This window comes from Stieleria tagensis, from assembly GCF_024129865.1.
GTDB lineage: Bacteria > Planctomycetota > Planctomycetia > Pirellulales > Pirellulaceae > Stieleria > Stieleria tagensis.
In genome coordinates this window covers 28347-43754 of the sequence record NZ_JAMYFE010000030.1, presented here as the reverse complement: position 1 = coordinate 43754, position 15408 = coordinate 28347, and the positions used below count along the sequence as shown (strand labels likewise).

Here is a 15408-nt window from a genome sequence, read left to right as displayed (position 1 = left end):
TGTCGGCCATTTTTTCGTAGTAAGTCAGATGCGTAGCGATTATGTCTGGGGGCGTTCTTGAAGGCACCATTGAAAACACTGAACCGCTTGCTCGATTGAAAAATCATAGAAGACGGTGTGTTCCGACATCGATGGTGTCGATGCAAACTCAACACGATAGTGCATCACCAACGTACAAAAATACAATGTTCTGACCTGTTGGTAATGCTTGACGTTGTGCAACGGATCGGCGGAGCGATCCGCGACAATTTTTTAAAATCAATTTCGAGATCGATGATGAACGAATCCAAAATGACCTGGACAAGAACACGAACATGCTTCGCTGCCTGCATCATTGCGTTGGCTTTGACTCCGGCCGATGCGATGGCGGATCCACATGACTTGATTTGTTGCGGCGCCGAACAGGTCTTTGTCACCACTCTTGAGCGGCCACAAGAAAAAAAGTGGGTTTGGCAAGCGACGCAGTCTCCGTCGATACCGTCAGAATTTCATAAGAGATTTAGGACAACGGATGATTGCAAACCGTATGAAGATGAATTGCTGTTGATCACATCATCAAGTGGCGGTGTGGCGCTGATTGATCGCAGCACAAAAGAAAGTCAATTTTTTGCCGTGTCGAAGAATGCCCACAGCGCCTGCTTGTTGCCCGGTCGCCAGCTTGCGGTTGCGTCGAGCACTGGCGGCGATCAAGTGCAGTTCTTTAATCGCGACGACAATCAAAAGCCTGCTGCCGTGGTGCAGGCCATTCCCTTGCTGGGCGCCCACGGAACCGTTTGGGACGCAAAGCGTCAGTGCCTCTGGGCTCTCGGAGAAAAAGAACTGCTGGCGCTAGTCGCCGATACTAAATCGGCTGCCCAGGAACGCTGGACGGTACGATCACGCACGCCTCTACCAAGCAACGGTGGTCACGATCTTTCGCCCAACCGTGACGGCAAGCAACTGTTCGTCACAACCGACACCCAGGTGCTGAAGTTCGACTGCGACACGCTCGCTTTCGCAGTCGCCGATGGCTTTGGCGACCAAGCAAAGGTCAAGTCAGTGGATCGCAATGTCGCATCCGATCGCATTGTGTTCCACCAAGCGACGGCGGAGAATTGGTGGAGTGACACGATCCGATTTACGGACGGAAAAAAACTGAAGTTAGCCGATGAGCGACTCTACAAAGTCCGCTGGGACACTCCGCTCCGGTCACCAGAGAGCGATTCTCGACAGTGATGCCCAACACGAACCCCATTGTTCGTTCTCAGGTGAAGCTTGATTTCGCGATCAATGGCAAACGGCACTCGTGAATGCAGTCAGATTCATCCAATGAGGAGAGTCCTGGCCGCACAGATCAATTGGCGCAACGTTAGAATGCTGATCAAAACATTTTTCTACCAACACGTTTCTGATATCGGCCATGCTTTAAGTTTTGTGTTATGAGTAAAACCGCGATGACATCTTACGCTCGATTCTTGACTGTTGGCCTGCTGATCGCAGTTGTTTCGGTGTTCCATGCTGGCGGCGGTCAAGCGGCTGATCGTCCCAACATTTTGTTGATCGTCTCGGACGATCAGGGCTACAACGATCTTGGTTTACTCGGCAACGGCATTATCACGCCGGCACTTGACCGGCTGGCAAATGAGGGCACTCGTCTGACGAACTTCTACGTTTCGTGGCCCGCCTGTACGCCGTCGCGGGCCAGTTTGCTGACAGGGCGGTATCCGCAACGCAACGGGATCTATGACATGATCCGCAACGAGGCTCCCGATTACGGCCACCGTTATACACCCGACGAATACGCGGTGACATTTGAACGAATCGGCGGGATGGACGCGCGCGAAGTCATCATTCCGGCCGTGTTGAAACCCGCTGGCTACAAGAGCGGTATCTACGGCAAGTGGGACTTGGGGGCGCTCAAGCGAATGTTACCCACGTCGCGAGGCTTCGATGATTTCTACGGATTCGTCAACACCGGCATCGACTATTTCACGCATGAACGCTACGGCGTTCCCTGTATGGTCCGCAATTTGTCGCCCACCGAAGCAGACAAAGGCACCTATTGCACGTTTCTATTTCAACGAGAGGCGATTCGTTTTCTTCACCAGCATGCCGGCGAAGACCCTTTCTTTCTGTATGTTCCCTTTAACGCGCCGCACAACTCGTCGTCACTTGATCCCAAGATACGTTCTTCGGTCCAAGCACCCGATTCGTTCAAGCAGATGTATCCAGCCGTTGAAGCAGAAACGCGGGTTACGGATAAGTATCGTTACGGGACACCAGCAACTGTCGCGACTTCCCAAGCGAGACGTCGCGACTACCGCGCAGCGGTCACCTGCATGGACGCTGCGATCGGCGACATGCTTGACGTATTAGAAAAGAAACAGATTCTCGATGATACGATCGTGGTCTTTTTCTCTGACAACGGCGGCAGCGGCGGCGCGGACAACTCACCGCTTCGGGGGCACAAAGGGCAAACGTGGGAGGGCGGCATACGAGTTCCCTGCATCGTGCGCTGGCCAGGCGGGGGCGTCAAAGCGGACGCCGTCAACGACGAGTTTTTAACGAGTCTCGAACTGCTGCCGAGTTTTGCCGCTGCGGCGGGCGTCGACGCGCCAACCGGCGTCGTCCTGGATGGATTTGATTGGTGGCCGACGATTCGCGGGGAAACGGCTTCGCCACGCAAAGAAATGTTCTGGAAGCGACGCGGTTTGATCGGCGCGCGTGTCGGCAATTGGAAATGGGTTCAGATGGGTGATAACGGCGGCCTTTTCGACCTGGATGTCGACCCAACTGAAACCAATGACCTATCGGCAAAAAATCCTCAACAATTAAGCCATGTACGCGAGCGATACCAGGCATGGCTCGACGAAATGGATGCTGCAGAGCCACGGGGACCGTTTCGTGACTATTAAAGGTTCCGAGCAATAGGATGATGGGCATGAACGATCAACAACGAGTTTTTGATCAGACAGAATTCAACGTCTCGGTGATCGATGGTTTGCCCTATGCGCAAGGGATGAACGATCAACCCACCGATCCAGAACGTTGTTTTTCACGGCACTTAACTTTCGGATATTCATCAGCCTAAGGTGTTTCAAAGTCGGCGATATGGCAAGGGAACCAGCTAGGTTTTCGACGGGAGTGCAAGATGCACACCCGCATCGCTCGCAAATGGAACCGTCGAACCGATCCCACATTTTCACTTGTTTAAATCAGGCATCATCAAACCATGAAACATGTCATCGCTCTCGTCGTTCTGCTGTGCGTCACTGTGACGGCTTCCGCCGAAGACGTTCGACATCAGCCACTCAAGGATTTGGACGGCTATTTCCCATTCAATCCGCCGGAATCGCTGGAGCAGTGGGAACAACGCAAGGAAGACGTACGGCGACAGATTCTGGTGGCGACCGGTCTTTGGCCGATGCCGACCAAGACCCCTCTCAATCCGGTGGTTCATGGCAAAATCGAGGGCGATGGTTATACGGTGGAGAAAGTCTATTTCGAGAGCGCGCCCGGTTTCTTCGTCACCGGCAATCTGTACCGGCCGACAAACATCCAAGGCAAGGTGCCGGGAGTCATGCTGGCGCACGGTCACCGCAAAGATGCGCGGTTGTACCTGACACCCTCGAACACATTGCGCAGCCAAATCACAGACGGCGCGGAGCGATTCGAGCGAGCCGGACGCAGCACGTACCAATCGCAGTGTCGCCAGCTGGCCATGATGGGTTGTGTGGTTTGGCAGTGGGACATGCTGGGGGATTCGGATTCAATTCAGCTCTCACGTGAACTTGTCCATGGGTTTGCCAAACAGCGGCCGGAGATGAACACGACAAAGGACTGGGGTCTATTCAGCCCGCAGGCCGAAGCGCATTGCCAGAATGTCATGGGTCTGCAAACGCTCAACGCCGTCCGCGGACTGGACTTTTTGCTGAGCCTGCCGGAGGTGGACCCGCAACGTGTCGCCGTCACCGGTGCCAGCGGCGGCGGAACCCAGACGATGATTCTGGCGGCGATCGATGACCGCATCAAACTCTCCTTTCCCGTCGTCATGGTCAGCACCGCGATGCAGGGTGGCTGTACCTGCGAAAACGCGAGCCTGTTGCGTGTGAATACGGGCAACGTCGAGTTCGCCGCTTTGTTCGCGCCAAGACCGCAAGGCATGAACACCGCGGACGACTGGACCAAAGAGTTGGCCACCAAGGGATTCCCTGAACTACAGCAACTCTACGCGGCGTACGGCAAGCGAGATAACGTCTTTCTAAAACGGGGTGAGCACTTTCCACACAACTACAACGCGGTCACTCGCTCCGCTTTCTACACGTTCCTGAACAAGCATTTCAAGCTCGGTTCCCAGGCACCTGTGATCGAACAAGACTTCGATCCACTACCGCCCGAGCAGCTGACCGTCTGGGACGAAAAACATCCCGCACCGAAAGCCGCCGATCCGGATTTTGAACGCAACTTGTTGGCATGGTTTACCGAAGACGCCGAGCAGCAACTCCAATCCGCTGCGGCGACAGCGGAAGGATTGGACAACGTTATCCGCCCGGCCGCTGAGGTTCTGGTCGGTCGCAGCTACGCCGATGCAGGCGACGTGCGCTGGGCACTCAAAGAGCAGCGGGATCGCGGCGACTATGCGCAGCACACCGGGACGCTACTGAATCAGACGCACGGCGAAGAAGTGAACGCCGTCTGGTTGTGTCCAAAACAATGGAATGGTCGTGTCGTGATCTGGATCGATGATTCCGGCAAGTCCGCCGTTTGCAGCGACGACGGTAGTGTGAACCCGGCGGCGATGAAGCTCGTGCAAGCGGGCGCTGCTGTGCTGGGCGCCGATCTGTTGCTGCAGGGTGGCGAAGCGATCAAACAGACTCGTGTCGTTGCCAATCCCCGCGAGTTCGCAGGCTACACGTTCGGCTACAACCCCACCTTGTTTGCGAAGCGGGCCCACGATGTGTTGAGCATCGTGATCTTCCTGCGTCACGCGAACACCGGCCCCTGTCCAAACCCGGATCTTAAAAGCGTTGCCATTGCCGGCTGGAGCGGCGCCGGTCCCATCGTTGCCGTTGCCGGTGGGCTTGCCGGCGATGCGATTGACCGCATGGCCATCGACACCCAAGGGTTTCGTTTTGGTCAGGTACTGGACTATCGTGATCCGATGTTTTTGCCGGGTGGAGCAAAGTATCTGGACCTACCCGGACTGGTCGCACTGCAAGTTCCGCGCCCGCTGTGGCTGTCTGGCGAAAGCCAAACGCCAGCAACGATCAGCGCCGCCTACCAGTCCGCTTCCCATGACAGTGGGCTGGTGAGCTACACCGGCGGAGCCGAAAAACAGCAATCCGCGGCCGCCGATTGGTTGCTAAAGTAAGTGAATTTACTGAGAGGGGAATAGTTTTTCCCCATCCAACCAAGTTGATTGGACTTGTGTTTCTCGGATCTGGTCCTCGCTGCATGCCAACAGGTCGTTGTCGATGATAATGAAATCGGCACGCTTGCCTGGTTCAAGTGATCCGATCTCCTTTTCGGCACGCATCAGCCAAGCGTTGTTGATCGTGTAAAAGCGGATCATTTGTTCGCGCGTCAGCGCCTGTTCGGGGTGGATTGGTTGGTCGTGCCAGCGAGCCGTCCGTGTGACGGCAATCCACATTCCGAGAAATGGATTGTAAGGATTGACGCTGCGCAACGATCCGATCTTTTGCATGTGGTCACTACCGCCACCAGACTTCACACCGGCTTCGAACAGGCTGCGTAGCGGAATAAAGTACTGCAATCGTTCTTCGCCAAACTGAGCGACCAAAGTCCGGGCGTCCAGGTACAACCAGGCCGGTTGCAGGTCCACGCCAATCCCAAGTTCTGCCGCGTCTTCGATCGACTGCTTGCTCATAAAACTGGAATGAGTCAGTGTCGATCGCGTTGGCCCGATCGGAATTTCCTGGTTGACTTTCTTATAAGCTCGCATGAGAGTTTCGACGGCCGCGTCGCCCTGGCAATGGGCCGTGAATGCGAGCTTGCGTTTTGCACAGGCGCCCACCAGTGCTTCGATTCGTTGCTCATCGATGAATTGCATCCCACGATACCGAGGGTCTTCAATGCCATAGATCGTGCTAATGCCCCAGGGTTGATTGAAGAAGGCACTGCCGGTCAACATACCGCCGTCTTCAAAGACTTTGACGCCGATCACCCCAAGTCTTGGATCCGGATCGACACAGAAGGGATCGGACGCAATCGCATCGAGTCTCTCTTCAATTTCTGCAAAGTCGCCTTGCGGATTCAAACTTCGTGACAGCCGCACACGAATTCGCAAACGATTCGATTTCAGCAATCGGGCATACTGCGACCGCGCGGAATCGCTGCAATTGCGATCAATGATACCGGTGATGCCCCAGCGACTATAGTCGTCAAACAACATCTCCAGTCGATCATCACGATCGGACACACTTAGCTTCTTTGCAGACGGATCCGGCTTTGACTCAAAGACCGTTGCTGCTTGTCGTAAAATCCCGTTCGGCTCGCCGGTGGCCGAATCAACCATGACATTGTCGGGATGCTTGGCCGCGAATGCTTTGTCGATGCCGTTTTCTTTTAGCCCCAGCGAATTCGTGCTCCCGTCTGGCCCGGTACGGAACGAGACGGGATGTTCAGGAGCTACTGAGTCCAATTCCGCACGGGTTGGGTAGCGTTGCTCGCGGAGTCGAGTGATAAAGACCTGAGACAAATGAATCCATTCGCCCTTGGGCACCACTTTGGCTCGCCCGCGAACGTAATCCAACACGTCCGCAATCGAATCCATCTGCGGGATTTCATGATCGGCTTCATACGTGCTTGCACTGCTCGGATGGACATGCGAGTCAATCAATCCCGGCAATACCATCCGTCCCTTCAATTCGACGATGCGTGTTTCAGGGCCGATCTTGGATTCGATTTCGGCAGCAGTCCCGATGGCCACAATACGTCCCTGTTGAATCGCCATCGCGTCAACGATTTGAAAATCAGCATCCACGGTAACGATCTTGCCGCCCCGCACCACAAGGTCGGCGTCTTGCGCGAACGCAACGGTTGAAGCCAGCAGTAGCAATGTCGTAGCAGCAAGTCTCATAATGGGGCTCTCAGAATCGCGGCGGTCAGTGGGGCTGCGTCGGGGCCGACGCGCTCGGCGGCTTGTTTGTAGCTGCGTGGCTTGCCGAGACGAGTTCGGCTTGTCGATGGACTTCATTGACAATTTCGTTTTCGATTTTTGGCGACCACGTGGTGGGTAAACCATAATAAACCGTCGCCCCGCCACCTTCATAACCGCCCTCGCCAAGTACCCGTCGCGAGGGAATATAGGCCATCACGTCGTTTGCATAGCTCGCCACCCAGGTTTGAGTGCCTGCTAATTCGTTTTTAAGGCGAATCGCATAATCGACAACCACCTCGCCGCCGAGAGTGACGAACCGAATCTGATCGCCAATCGACCAGACGCTGACGGGATACGGATACGTTTGATTGAGCGGGATGCCGCCATCGATTTGATCGAGCAGCATCGTCGCTCGCGCTTCCTCATATCGATTGCCGGACTTTGAATTCAACTCGATTTCCTCACGCGTTGGCAAGGTATCCAACGGCAGATCGATCTCAGCGAACGTCGTCCGCAACGCTCCTTCGACCGGGCGCATTTGCGTTGTCATCAAGACCGAATCGACCGCAGTTGCCAATCGTCGGCCGTAGTGCTGCGCCAAGGTGACGTTGCTGCGCGGCAGCGGATTCTGGTCTGCACCGCAACCCGCAAAGAACAATGCGACACATCCGGGATGTTCGTTTTCCAACTCAATTTGAGCGTATCCGGGATAGTCACCCGACCATTGATAGCCGCTGAGGGTTGTCGCGTGGCAGGCGTATCCGAACAAGACGGCGGTCAAGTTTTCATCGGCGTCTCGAACGGCAAGCACAGGAACGTCATGGTCATTGGGGCCTAGCAGTTTGCCGTCGGTTCGCCACTGGGGAGCCATTGCTGCTGGGTTTTCACGGCGATTCACCGCGAACGTCGCCGTGCCGCTTCCCCACGTTAACCCGCTGGGGGCGAGTCGATCGATCGCTTCACCGACCATGGCCACCACTTTCTCTTGAAATGTCGCGACCCAAGCATCGACCGATTGTCGTTGGGGTTCCGCGAGCAACAGGTAGTGCAGTGGCGCAAGATTGTGCCCGACGACGGGACCACTGTGGGTGTGCGAAGTGCAGATGGCGATTTGCTGACGCTGCAGACCGTATTGCGTTTTCAATGAGTCGCAGAGTGCTTGCGAGAGAGTGTGATCAATGCCGACGAGATCCAGCGTCAAGACAACACCGCGATGACCATTAGAGTCCTCCAGCACCAACGCTTTCGCCCATAGTTCGGTCAGCTTGCCATCGGCCGGCCGAGTTCGAGCGGAATATCCCGCCATCCACAGTGATTGCTCTGGCGTGATCATGACTTTCGCTGCTCCAGCCTTCCATGCGGAATTCCGGCCGGGGGCAACGGAGTCATCGCCGAATGCCGATGCTGTTAGAAACAGGAAGGCCGTGGCAACAAAAAGTGCAGTTGGTTTCATTCACTCATTCCAAGTTGGTTCGTTCGTCAACACAAAAGGTGGCAGTCTAATTTGTCTCGCGTAACACTTCGGCCGCTCGCTCATGAAGTGTTGCCAGGGCAGGACCGCACCTACGGCTCATGATTGGAGGGGTAATTTGCACCCGGCAAATGCCGAGTTTACAATGCGGCCGTTTGCGCTGACCAATCAAAGGAGAATCTGTGTCACTTAAAACACTGCGACTGTTTGCATTTTTCTCGGTCTGCCTCTTTGCTTGCCAACCCGCATTTTCTCAGGACGACGGTGCCCCGAGTCTGATGCGGGTCGATACGAAGTCAAACCAGGTTTTGGTTGGGCAGGTCATCGAAAACGCCGCAGATCACGTTCGCTTTTACGATTTGGTCTCAAATGCTGAGATGCGGATCAATAAGAGCGATGTAAAACAGGTCAAAGATCCTTTTTCGCCCGATGATGCAGTGCGTCTAGTTGGGCTTCCACGACTGATGGCTTGGCGAATCGGCCTGCTAACGGATCGTAGGCAGAAAACCGGAAAAGTGGCCAAAGTGACCAACCAAGTCGTTTACCTAACGCTCGGGAAAGGTGACGGGATTCGCAAAGGTTCAGTGTTTTCCGTCTACCGCAACATGGGAGAGATCGTTGATCCAGACACAGGGAAAGTGCTCGCAATAGAGCGGCCCAAAATCTCAGAGCTGGAGACCGTTGAGGTGCACGAGGCTTTCTCCAAGGCGCGAATCACGAGCAGTCTTGAGATTGAATTGCAGGTTGGCGACGAAATCGAATTGAACGACGAAATGACGGTGGCTGTTTGTCCCATTCAAAACGACGATGGCACGCTCTCAACCGCAGGGGTCACTTTGAGCGAAGAGATAACCACTGCGTTGGTACAAGCCAAAATTCGAACGGTCGAACGGGCAAAGCTGGACGATGTCTTGTCCGAGCTTGCGGCCCAAAACACGATCTTGTTTGAATCGAATCAGGCAAGCAAGTTGGGCAAGTTGGCCGGGGCCAATTATGCGGTGGTCGGAAAAATTGTTCCTCGAGGCAACAGTGGGACGGCCTTTGTGAGACTGGTTGATGTCGGCTCTGGTGAGATCGTTCTAGCGGCATCCTCGTTTGTTAGTCTCGCAAATGCATCTCCTGTTCAATCCGGAATTGTGGGCAGTCGATCGAGCGCGAGCGTCGCGACCGCCGGTGGCGTGGCTAAATTGGGGCATAGTATTCGGCTCCCTCATTTTCTTACGACTTCATCTCGTTACGCTCGTACAAGCAACGAGGGAATACGAATCCAGGGATTCGATGAATTCGCCAACGATAAACAGGGGGCCATACGAACCAAAGATGCCGATTTTGTCGGCAAGGACTTTGAGTTCGAAGTCACCTTTGATTTCGGGCCAACGGACTGGCATGCGTCGATCGGGATCGGGTTTGGTCTGGCAGACCGAAGCTATAACGGATTGAAGGACTGTGTTTATTTGCACATCACACCGACCCGAAAGCAAACCGGACACGTCGCGGGACTCGTTGAATTGAATCGTTTCAGGTTAGGTAGTGAGGAAATTGGTGAAGTCGTCGGACCGGGGCCGCATGCTGTCCGAATCATCAAACAAGGCGACGCAGTCACTTTCGTAGTTGATCCGGGAGGTGATGGCCCAACCGACGACGACATTCATACCACGATCTCGAACCTCCGCGACTTTGCGCCCTTTCTGCATTCTAAAAATTCACCCCTGTTTTTCGGTGGCGGCGGAGAGTATCTGAGCGTTTCCTTGAAATAAGCTGGGAACCAAGGAATTCGCAAAACCGCCTTCCTGCGTGCCATCGAAATCCTTCAGTCAATCAGCCAATCCAGGGACGTGACACGCTGCTTACTCCAGTGGAGTCACGGGGCGGTGGCGTACAATCTGGGCTTTAAAATCGCCAAGACTGTACCAATGCATTGGCTTGTTCAAATCGACTTCCGCGACCGCGACGGTTCCCCATCGGGATGCCTGTGCCAGCGGTTTCCCGTTGTGTCCGTAGACGGCCGAGATCATCCAGTCGGCTGTAACATCGGTGTAGGTGCTACTGATGACATAAGTGTGGTTCTCGCAAGCCCGTGCCGCACCGAGCAGTGGATTGCATCCCCACACCGGCCACGCGATGACCTCCGCTCCACGATTGCTCAACTCGCGTGCGACTTCGGGAAAGAAGCCGTCATAGCAGATCATCATGCCGACTTTGCCGAACCGCGTGTCGAAAACCGGATAGTCCTTGCCGGGCATGATGCCTCCTTCGATCTCGCTGCGCGGTAGTGACACCTTTCGGTACTTGCCAACCAGTTCGCCATCGGGGCCGAGCAGTGCCGCGGTGTTGTAGATCAAGTGGCCGTCGCGTTCGAGCAAACCGGCGACGATGTATAGGTCGTGCCGCTTCGCAAGGCTTCCAAAGTATTCTGTCGATGGTCCGGGAATGGTTTCGGCGGATTCAGAATACGCGACACCTTTTCGGTAGTGAGTCAGCGTTTCGGGTAACACGACAAGGTCGGCTTTCTGCTTGGCGGCATCAGCGATCAGCGGTGCGAACAATTCACACTTTTCCCGGTTGGTGGTTCCCCCTTGGGGCCGATAGTGAACGGTCGCGAGTCGAACGATCCTCGGTTCCAGTGGCTCTGTCGCGATCAGGGCCGCGTCGCTCCACGAGACGCTCGAACGGGGCGGTCCCCAGCGGAAGTGCAGTTCGATCACCGCCCGTGTTGCCGTCGAGGGGGCGCGATAGTTTCCAACGATCCTTGTCCAGTCGCCGTCGGTTTCGCCATCGACGGGAAACTCCGGTTCGGACCTCGGTTTCGTAGCAGGCAGTCGTGAAACGGAAACCTGATCACGTTTCGGTCGCTCACCGTCCTTGTCCAACCAAATGACTCTCGCCATTGCCGCGCGACGCACAACGTCGATCCCATCGGTGCGACGCCAGACTGAGAATTGATAATGCCGGCCGCCGTCCACTGCGATCGTTTTCTGCCAATGCCCCATTAGTCCCTCGCGATCGTCTGCGGTGATCGACAGCACACCGTCGCCGTTGTGTCCGCCCTCATTGCTGGACTCGAAAGTGGGACGAATCTCATCTCGCGGCGACGACGCCGTCCAGTCGTCACGGTTTGGCTGTCCGGAAATCACATCGGGTGCGATGAAAACTATCGTTAACGCGGCGAACAGGAAAAGTCGCAAATTGTTTCGCACGGTCTCATTCTCTCTAGGTTGGGAAAACCGATGCCTCAGGCATCCATTCTACGACTTCGCGGCGATCTCTTTGATTTGTTTGGTTGCGATTCCAACGGGACGGTCGAGTGGGACCCCGGCACAGGTCAGCAAGGTGGTTAGTAGGTCGCCTTGGTTTCCTTTCACGTCGGAAAGGAAGCGTCCCGTGTTGATCGAACCGCCTCCACGTCCAGCAATGATAAAGGGCAGGTTTTCTCGTGTGTGCCTGTCGCCGTTTTCTAGCCCAGAACCCCACATCATGATGCAGTTGTCCAGCAGCGTGCCGTCGCCTTCTCGCAACCCGTGCATCTTTTTTACCATGTAGGCAAACTGTTCGATGTTGAACGCGGTGATCGCGGCCACCTTGCCAACTTTCGTTGCGTCATTGTTGTGGTGAGTGGTCGAATGGTGCTGGTCATTGAAGCCGAGTTCGGGATACGACACACCATTGGGAGTCGAGCCAATGTAGGTGCAAACGCGGGTTGTGTCGGTCTGAAATGCCAGCACGTTCAGGTCGCACATGACTTGCATGTATTCACTGCGCCGGTCTCCCTCGGGAATCTTGATCTCGATCGGTGGGGAATCGGATTCATTGCGCCGGCTGGATCGAACCCCCGCCTTCTCCATAGCGGCCTCCTTTTGCCGCAGTTCGATGGCGGCAATCCGTCGTTCCACCGAGCGAACGCTGCCCAAGTACTCGTCCAGTTTTCGCTGGTCGGCGACTGGCAAGGTGCGTCGCAAATCCCGTGCACCGCCTAGGACCAAGTCCAACATGTTTCGGTCTAATGGACTGATCCCTGTCGAAGTGCGCCCGCCGCTCTGTTCCGTTTTGTTAAACAAGCGATTGAGTACGTTGCGCGGATTGGTCTCGGCGGGGACCGCCTGCGTCGGAGAGCGAAAGCTACAGTGGGAGTAATAGGCTTCGTTCAGCCCTGCCTGGTTTTCCTTCCATGTTTGAGGCATCGTGGCAAGCTCCAGCGAGGGCAACGTGGTGAAAGCTCCCAGGGCGACTGCGGCAATTTGATCGGCAGAGATCGAGATACTGATCTCGTCCCGCTTGTCTGGGGCCGGCAACGCTGCCGTCAGCCACGTCGAGAGTTCGAGTGCGTGAGGCGCGCCTTTAAACGGACCGTTGGGAACTCCCGCAATGCCCTTCATCATCAAGCATTGATCCAAAACGGGGCGCAGAGAATCGAGTGCTGGTGGCGGCGACGTCAGGAAGCTCTCTGCATCGGTGGGCCAGAACTGATCCATAATCACGCCATGGGGCATGTACATGAACCCCATTCGGACAGGAAGCTTGGACGCATTCGTTTCGCTTGCTTCCGCCCAGCCCATGGCATCCAAGAGGGGCAAGGCGAGAGCCGTTCCCGCGCCTTTCAGGCACGCGCGACGATCAATGGTTGTGTTCTTGCTCATTGGATTGCCTTTCAGTTGAATTGCATCATCGTTGCACGACGGGCTTCTAGCCCGCCGCTTGAGAATAATTGATTTCTACGGACTGGATGTCCGTCGTACGGTGGTGTGTGCTGCTGCTTGTCTCTCACTCGGTTCGGCGATGCGTGAAGGGGTAACTGGTGACAACCGCTGTGACGAGGGTCTGCATGCGGTAGCCATCCTGAGCGATCTCCTGCATCAACCGATCCACCACGATTTCGTCATAGCCTTCCAGCCCTCGGCATAAGGCGTACGCTAACAGTTTTTCTACCAGATTTCGAGAAAAGTCATCGAGACGTCCGGCGATCATGGCCTTCAACTCTTGTGGGCTCGAAAAACGACTTCCGTCTGGAAGCTCTCCCGAAGCGTCAATCGGCTGCCCGTTATCGTCCTGGTCACGCCAGCGGCCGATTGCATCGAAATTCTCCAGACCAAACCCGATCGGATCGAGTAACCGATGGCAATTGGCGCAGACGGGATCCGTGCGGTGCAGTTCCGTGCGCTCGCGCAGGGTGAGATTGGCAACCGATTGTTGGTCCTGTTTTTCCAATGCCGGGACGTCTGGCGGAGCAGAGGGCACATTGTCCCCGAGTACTTGTTCCAGCACCCACACGCCTCGAATGACGGGACTGGTTCGATCGGGAAAGGACGTCGCCGAAAGAATTCCAGGCATGCCCAAGATCCCCCCTCGATTTTTATCGGTCAAGTCGACTCTGCGCATCTCGGTGCCGGTAACGGTCTTGTCTAGGCCGTAGAGGGAGGCCAGGTTTTCATTGAGGTACGTGTAATCGCTATCGATAAAGCCAGCAATGCTTTGATTCTCGCGAACAATACTCTGAAAAAACAGGCGAGCTTCGTCGTACATTGCCTCGCGCATCGGAGCCGTCATCTCCGGGAATTCAACCGGATCAAACGTCTGGTTGTCCAAATCACCCACTCCTAGCCACTGCGCACCGAAGCCGTCAAACAAGGCTCGTGAACGAGAATCCTCCAGCATGCGTTTGACTTGCTTTTTCAGAATCGTCGGCTCGTGCAGCTTTCCGGAATCAGCCAGCGAAATCAGTTCGTCGTCAGGCATTGTGGCCCATAGCAGATATGACAAACGCGAGGCGAGTTGGTGATCGTCCAGAGGAACGATCTTTGCTTCCGTATCAAATTTTTCCGCTGGAGTGATGAACAAGAATTGGGGAGAAACCAGCATTGCTTTGAGCATCAAACGCAACGCCGCCGGATAAGAGAGTTTATTTTCTTGTCCCAAGTCGAACACGTTCACCAGCACGTTGAGTTCGTCATCCGATGGCGGTCGTCGGTAAACTTTCTTCGCCAACGACTCGGCAACCTTTCGTGCCGCCGCCCGGCGTTCTTCCTTCGACGCGGGAGCCTGACCAGATAACGATCGATCAACTATTGCTGTAGCGGTTCCTGTCTCGTGCGTCGATGAAAATTCGTTCTGCTGTACGTCGGACAGCTTGTTCGACGTTTCTGGCACTCGACTGACCGGAAGTCCGTCGTACGGAAAGACCTGGTTCAGCACTTCTTCGGCGATTGAAAGATAGTGTTCAAGCTGTAGTGGCGAGATTGAATTGAGATAGCCCTCGCCACTGACTTCATCCGGCAAAACATCGGCGACCTTTCGATCGACACCAAACAGATCGTGCAGCGTGTTGCTGTATTCCGTTTTCGTCAATCGTCGAATTACAAACGTTCCAGGATCTTTGGAACTAAGATATTTGACTTTGTCGAGCCACTGCAGGAACATTTGACGTTCTTCATCGCTCGGCTGCTCCAAACCGTCCGGTGGCATGTCGTGTGCCTTCACTCTGGCGGCTGCTTTCTTCCATTTTTCGCTAAAGGCAGCATGCCCCGGAGTATCCAGCGCCGGAGTAAAACTGAGTCCCGCCTCCGTCGGTCGCCTGTTTTGATGGCACTCCAGGCAGTAAGTCTTGATGAACGGAGTGACACGTTTACGAAAAAATTCCTCAGCGTCGGCCTTGTTCTCCACCAACGTTCCATCGTTTGGCGACTGAGCCGAACACGTGCTGGAGCAATCACACAAAATGCCCAGTAACATCAGCGCAGCTGCGCCACGCAAAAATCGTGCTGCCATCATTGTCACGCGCAAGCTCATCTGGCACTCATCTTCGTATCTGTTCATTGTAGTCATTGCAGGTTTAGGCAAGCGGCAG

10 protein-coding genes are annotated in these 15408 nt (G+C 55.2%); 5 read left to right on the top strand and 5 right to left on the bottom strand.

The annotated features are described in order from the left end of the window. The first annotated feature begins 291 nt into the window (after positions 1 to 291). The 4 genes from NHH03_RS05855 (at position 292) to NHH03_RS05840 (ending at position 5350) form a co-directional block, all read left to right on the top strand. Complete coding sequence (locus NHH03_RS05855; protein ID WP_253154822.1) at positions 292 to 1215, top strand: DUF6528 family protein; 924 nt, start codon at positions 292 to 294, stop codon at positions 1213 to 1215. Between the two features lie 218 nt (positions 1216 to 1433). Beyond that, a complete protein-coding gene (locus NHH03_RS05850) occupies positions 1434 to 2894 on the top strand; it encodes a sulfatase family protein (protein ID WP_253154821.1) in 1461 nt (486 codons plus the stop codon). Between the two features lie 26 nt (positions 2895 to 2920). Continuing rightward, positions 2921 to 3070, top strand: a complete 150-nt coding sequence (locus tag NHH03_RS05845) for a hypothetical protein (protein WP_253154820.1) — start codon at positions 2921 to 2923, stop codon at positions 3068 to 3070. A gap of 141 nt (positions 3071 to 3211) precedes the next feature. Then, positions 3212 to 5350, top strand: a complete 2139-nt coding sequence (locus tag NHH03_RS05840) for an acetylxylan esterase (RefSeq protein WP_253154819.1) — start codon at positions 3212 to 3214, stop codon at positions 5348 to 5350. Positions 5351 to 5356: 6 nt separating this feature from the next. On the opposite strand, the gene NHH03_RS05835 is transcribed toward NHH03_RS05840, so the two are convergent. Both NHH03_RS05835 and NHH03_RS05830 read right to left on the bottom strand, forming a co-directional pair. After that, entirely contained in the window at positions 5357 to 7078 is a 1722-nt protein-coding gene (locus NHH03_RS05835) for an amidohydrolase (protein WP_253154818.1), read from the bottom strand. A gap of 25 nt (positions 7079 to 7103) precedes the next feature. Continuing rightward, entirely contained in the window at positions 7104 to 8552 is a 1449-nt protein-coding gene (locus NHH03_RS05830) for a neutral/alkaline non-lysosomal ceramidase N-terminal domain-containing protein (RefSeq protein ID WP_253154817.1), read from the bottom strand. Positions 8553 to 8752: 200 nt separating this feature from the next. On the opposite strand from NHH03_RS05830, the gene NHH03_RS28120 reads away from it, so the two are divergent. Beyond that, complete coding sequence (locus tag NHH03_RS28120) at positions 8753 to 10327, top strand: FlgO family outer membrane protein (protein WP_253154816.1); 1575 nt, start codon at positions 8753 to 8755, stop codon at positions 10325 to 10327. Positions 10328 to 10417: 90 nt separating this feature from the next. On the opposite strand, the gene NHH03_RS05820 is transcribed toward NHH03_RS28120, so the two are convergent. The 3 genes from NHH03_RS05820 to NHH03_RS05810 all read right to left on the bottom strand — a co-directional run bounded on the left by NHH03_RS05820 (position 10418) and on the right by NHH03_RS05810 (position 15377). Further along, positions 10418 to 11767, bottom strand: a complete 1350-nt coding sequence (locus tag NHH03_RS05820; RefSeq protein ID WP_253154815.1) for a carbon-nitrogen hydrolase family protein — start codon at positions 11765 to 11767, stop codon at positions 10418 to 10420. 48 nt (positions 11768 to 11815) lie between these two features. Beyond that, a complete protein-coding gene (locus tag NHH03_RS05815) occupies positions 11816 to 13204 on the bottom strand; it encodes a DUF1552 domain-containing protein (RefSeq protein ID WP_253154814.1) in 1389 nt (462 codons plus the stop codon). A 124-nt stretch (positions 13205 to 13328) separates the two neighbouring features. Further along, a complete protein-coding gene (locus tag NHH03_RS05810) occupies positions 13329 to 15377 on the bottom strand; it encodes a DUF1592 domain-containing protein (protein ID WP_253154813.1) in 2049 nt (682 codons plus the stop codon). Positions 15378 to 15408: the final 31 nt, after the last annotated feature.

Excerpts from the sequence above, each read along its gene's own strand:
- NHH03_RS05855 (WP_253154822.1), top strand. The coding sequence starts at position 292 with ATGACCTGGACAAGAACACGAACATGCTTCGCTGCCTGCATCATTGCG.
- NHH03_RS05850 (WP_253154821.1), top strand. The coding sequence starts at position 1,434 with ATGACATCTTACGCTCGATTCTTGACTGTTGGCCTGCTGATCGCAGTT.
- NHH03_RS05845 (WP_253154820.1), top strand. The coding sequence starts at position 2,921 with ATGAACGATCAACAACGAGTTTTTGATCAGACAGAATTCAACGTCTCG.
- NHH03_RS05840 (WP_253154819.1), top strand. The coding sequence starts at position 3,212 with ATGAAACATGTCATCGCTCTCGTCGTTCTGCTGTGCGTCACTGTGACG.
- NHH03_RS05835 (WP_253154818.1), bottom strand. The coding sequence starts at position 7,078 with ATGAGACTTGCTGCTACGACATTGCTACTGCTGGCTTCAACCGTTGCG.
- NHH03_RS05830 (WP_253154817.1), bottom strand. The coding sequence starts at position 8,552 with ATGAAACCAACTGCACTTTTTGTTGCCACGGCCTTCCTGTTTCTAACA.
- NHH03_RS05815 (WP_253154814.1), bottom strand. The coding sequence starts at position 13,204 with ATGAGCAAGAACACAACCATTGATCGTCGCGCGTGCCTGAAAGGCGCG.
- NHH03_RS05810 (WP_253154813.1), bottom strand. The coding sequence starts at position 15,377 with ATGAACAGATACGAAGATGAGTGCCAGATGAGCTTGCGCGTGACAATG.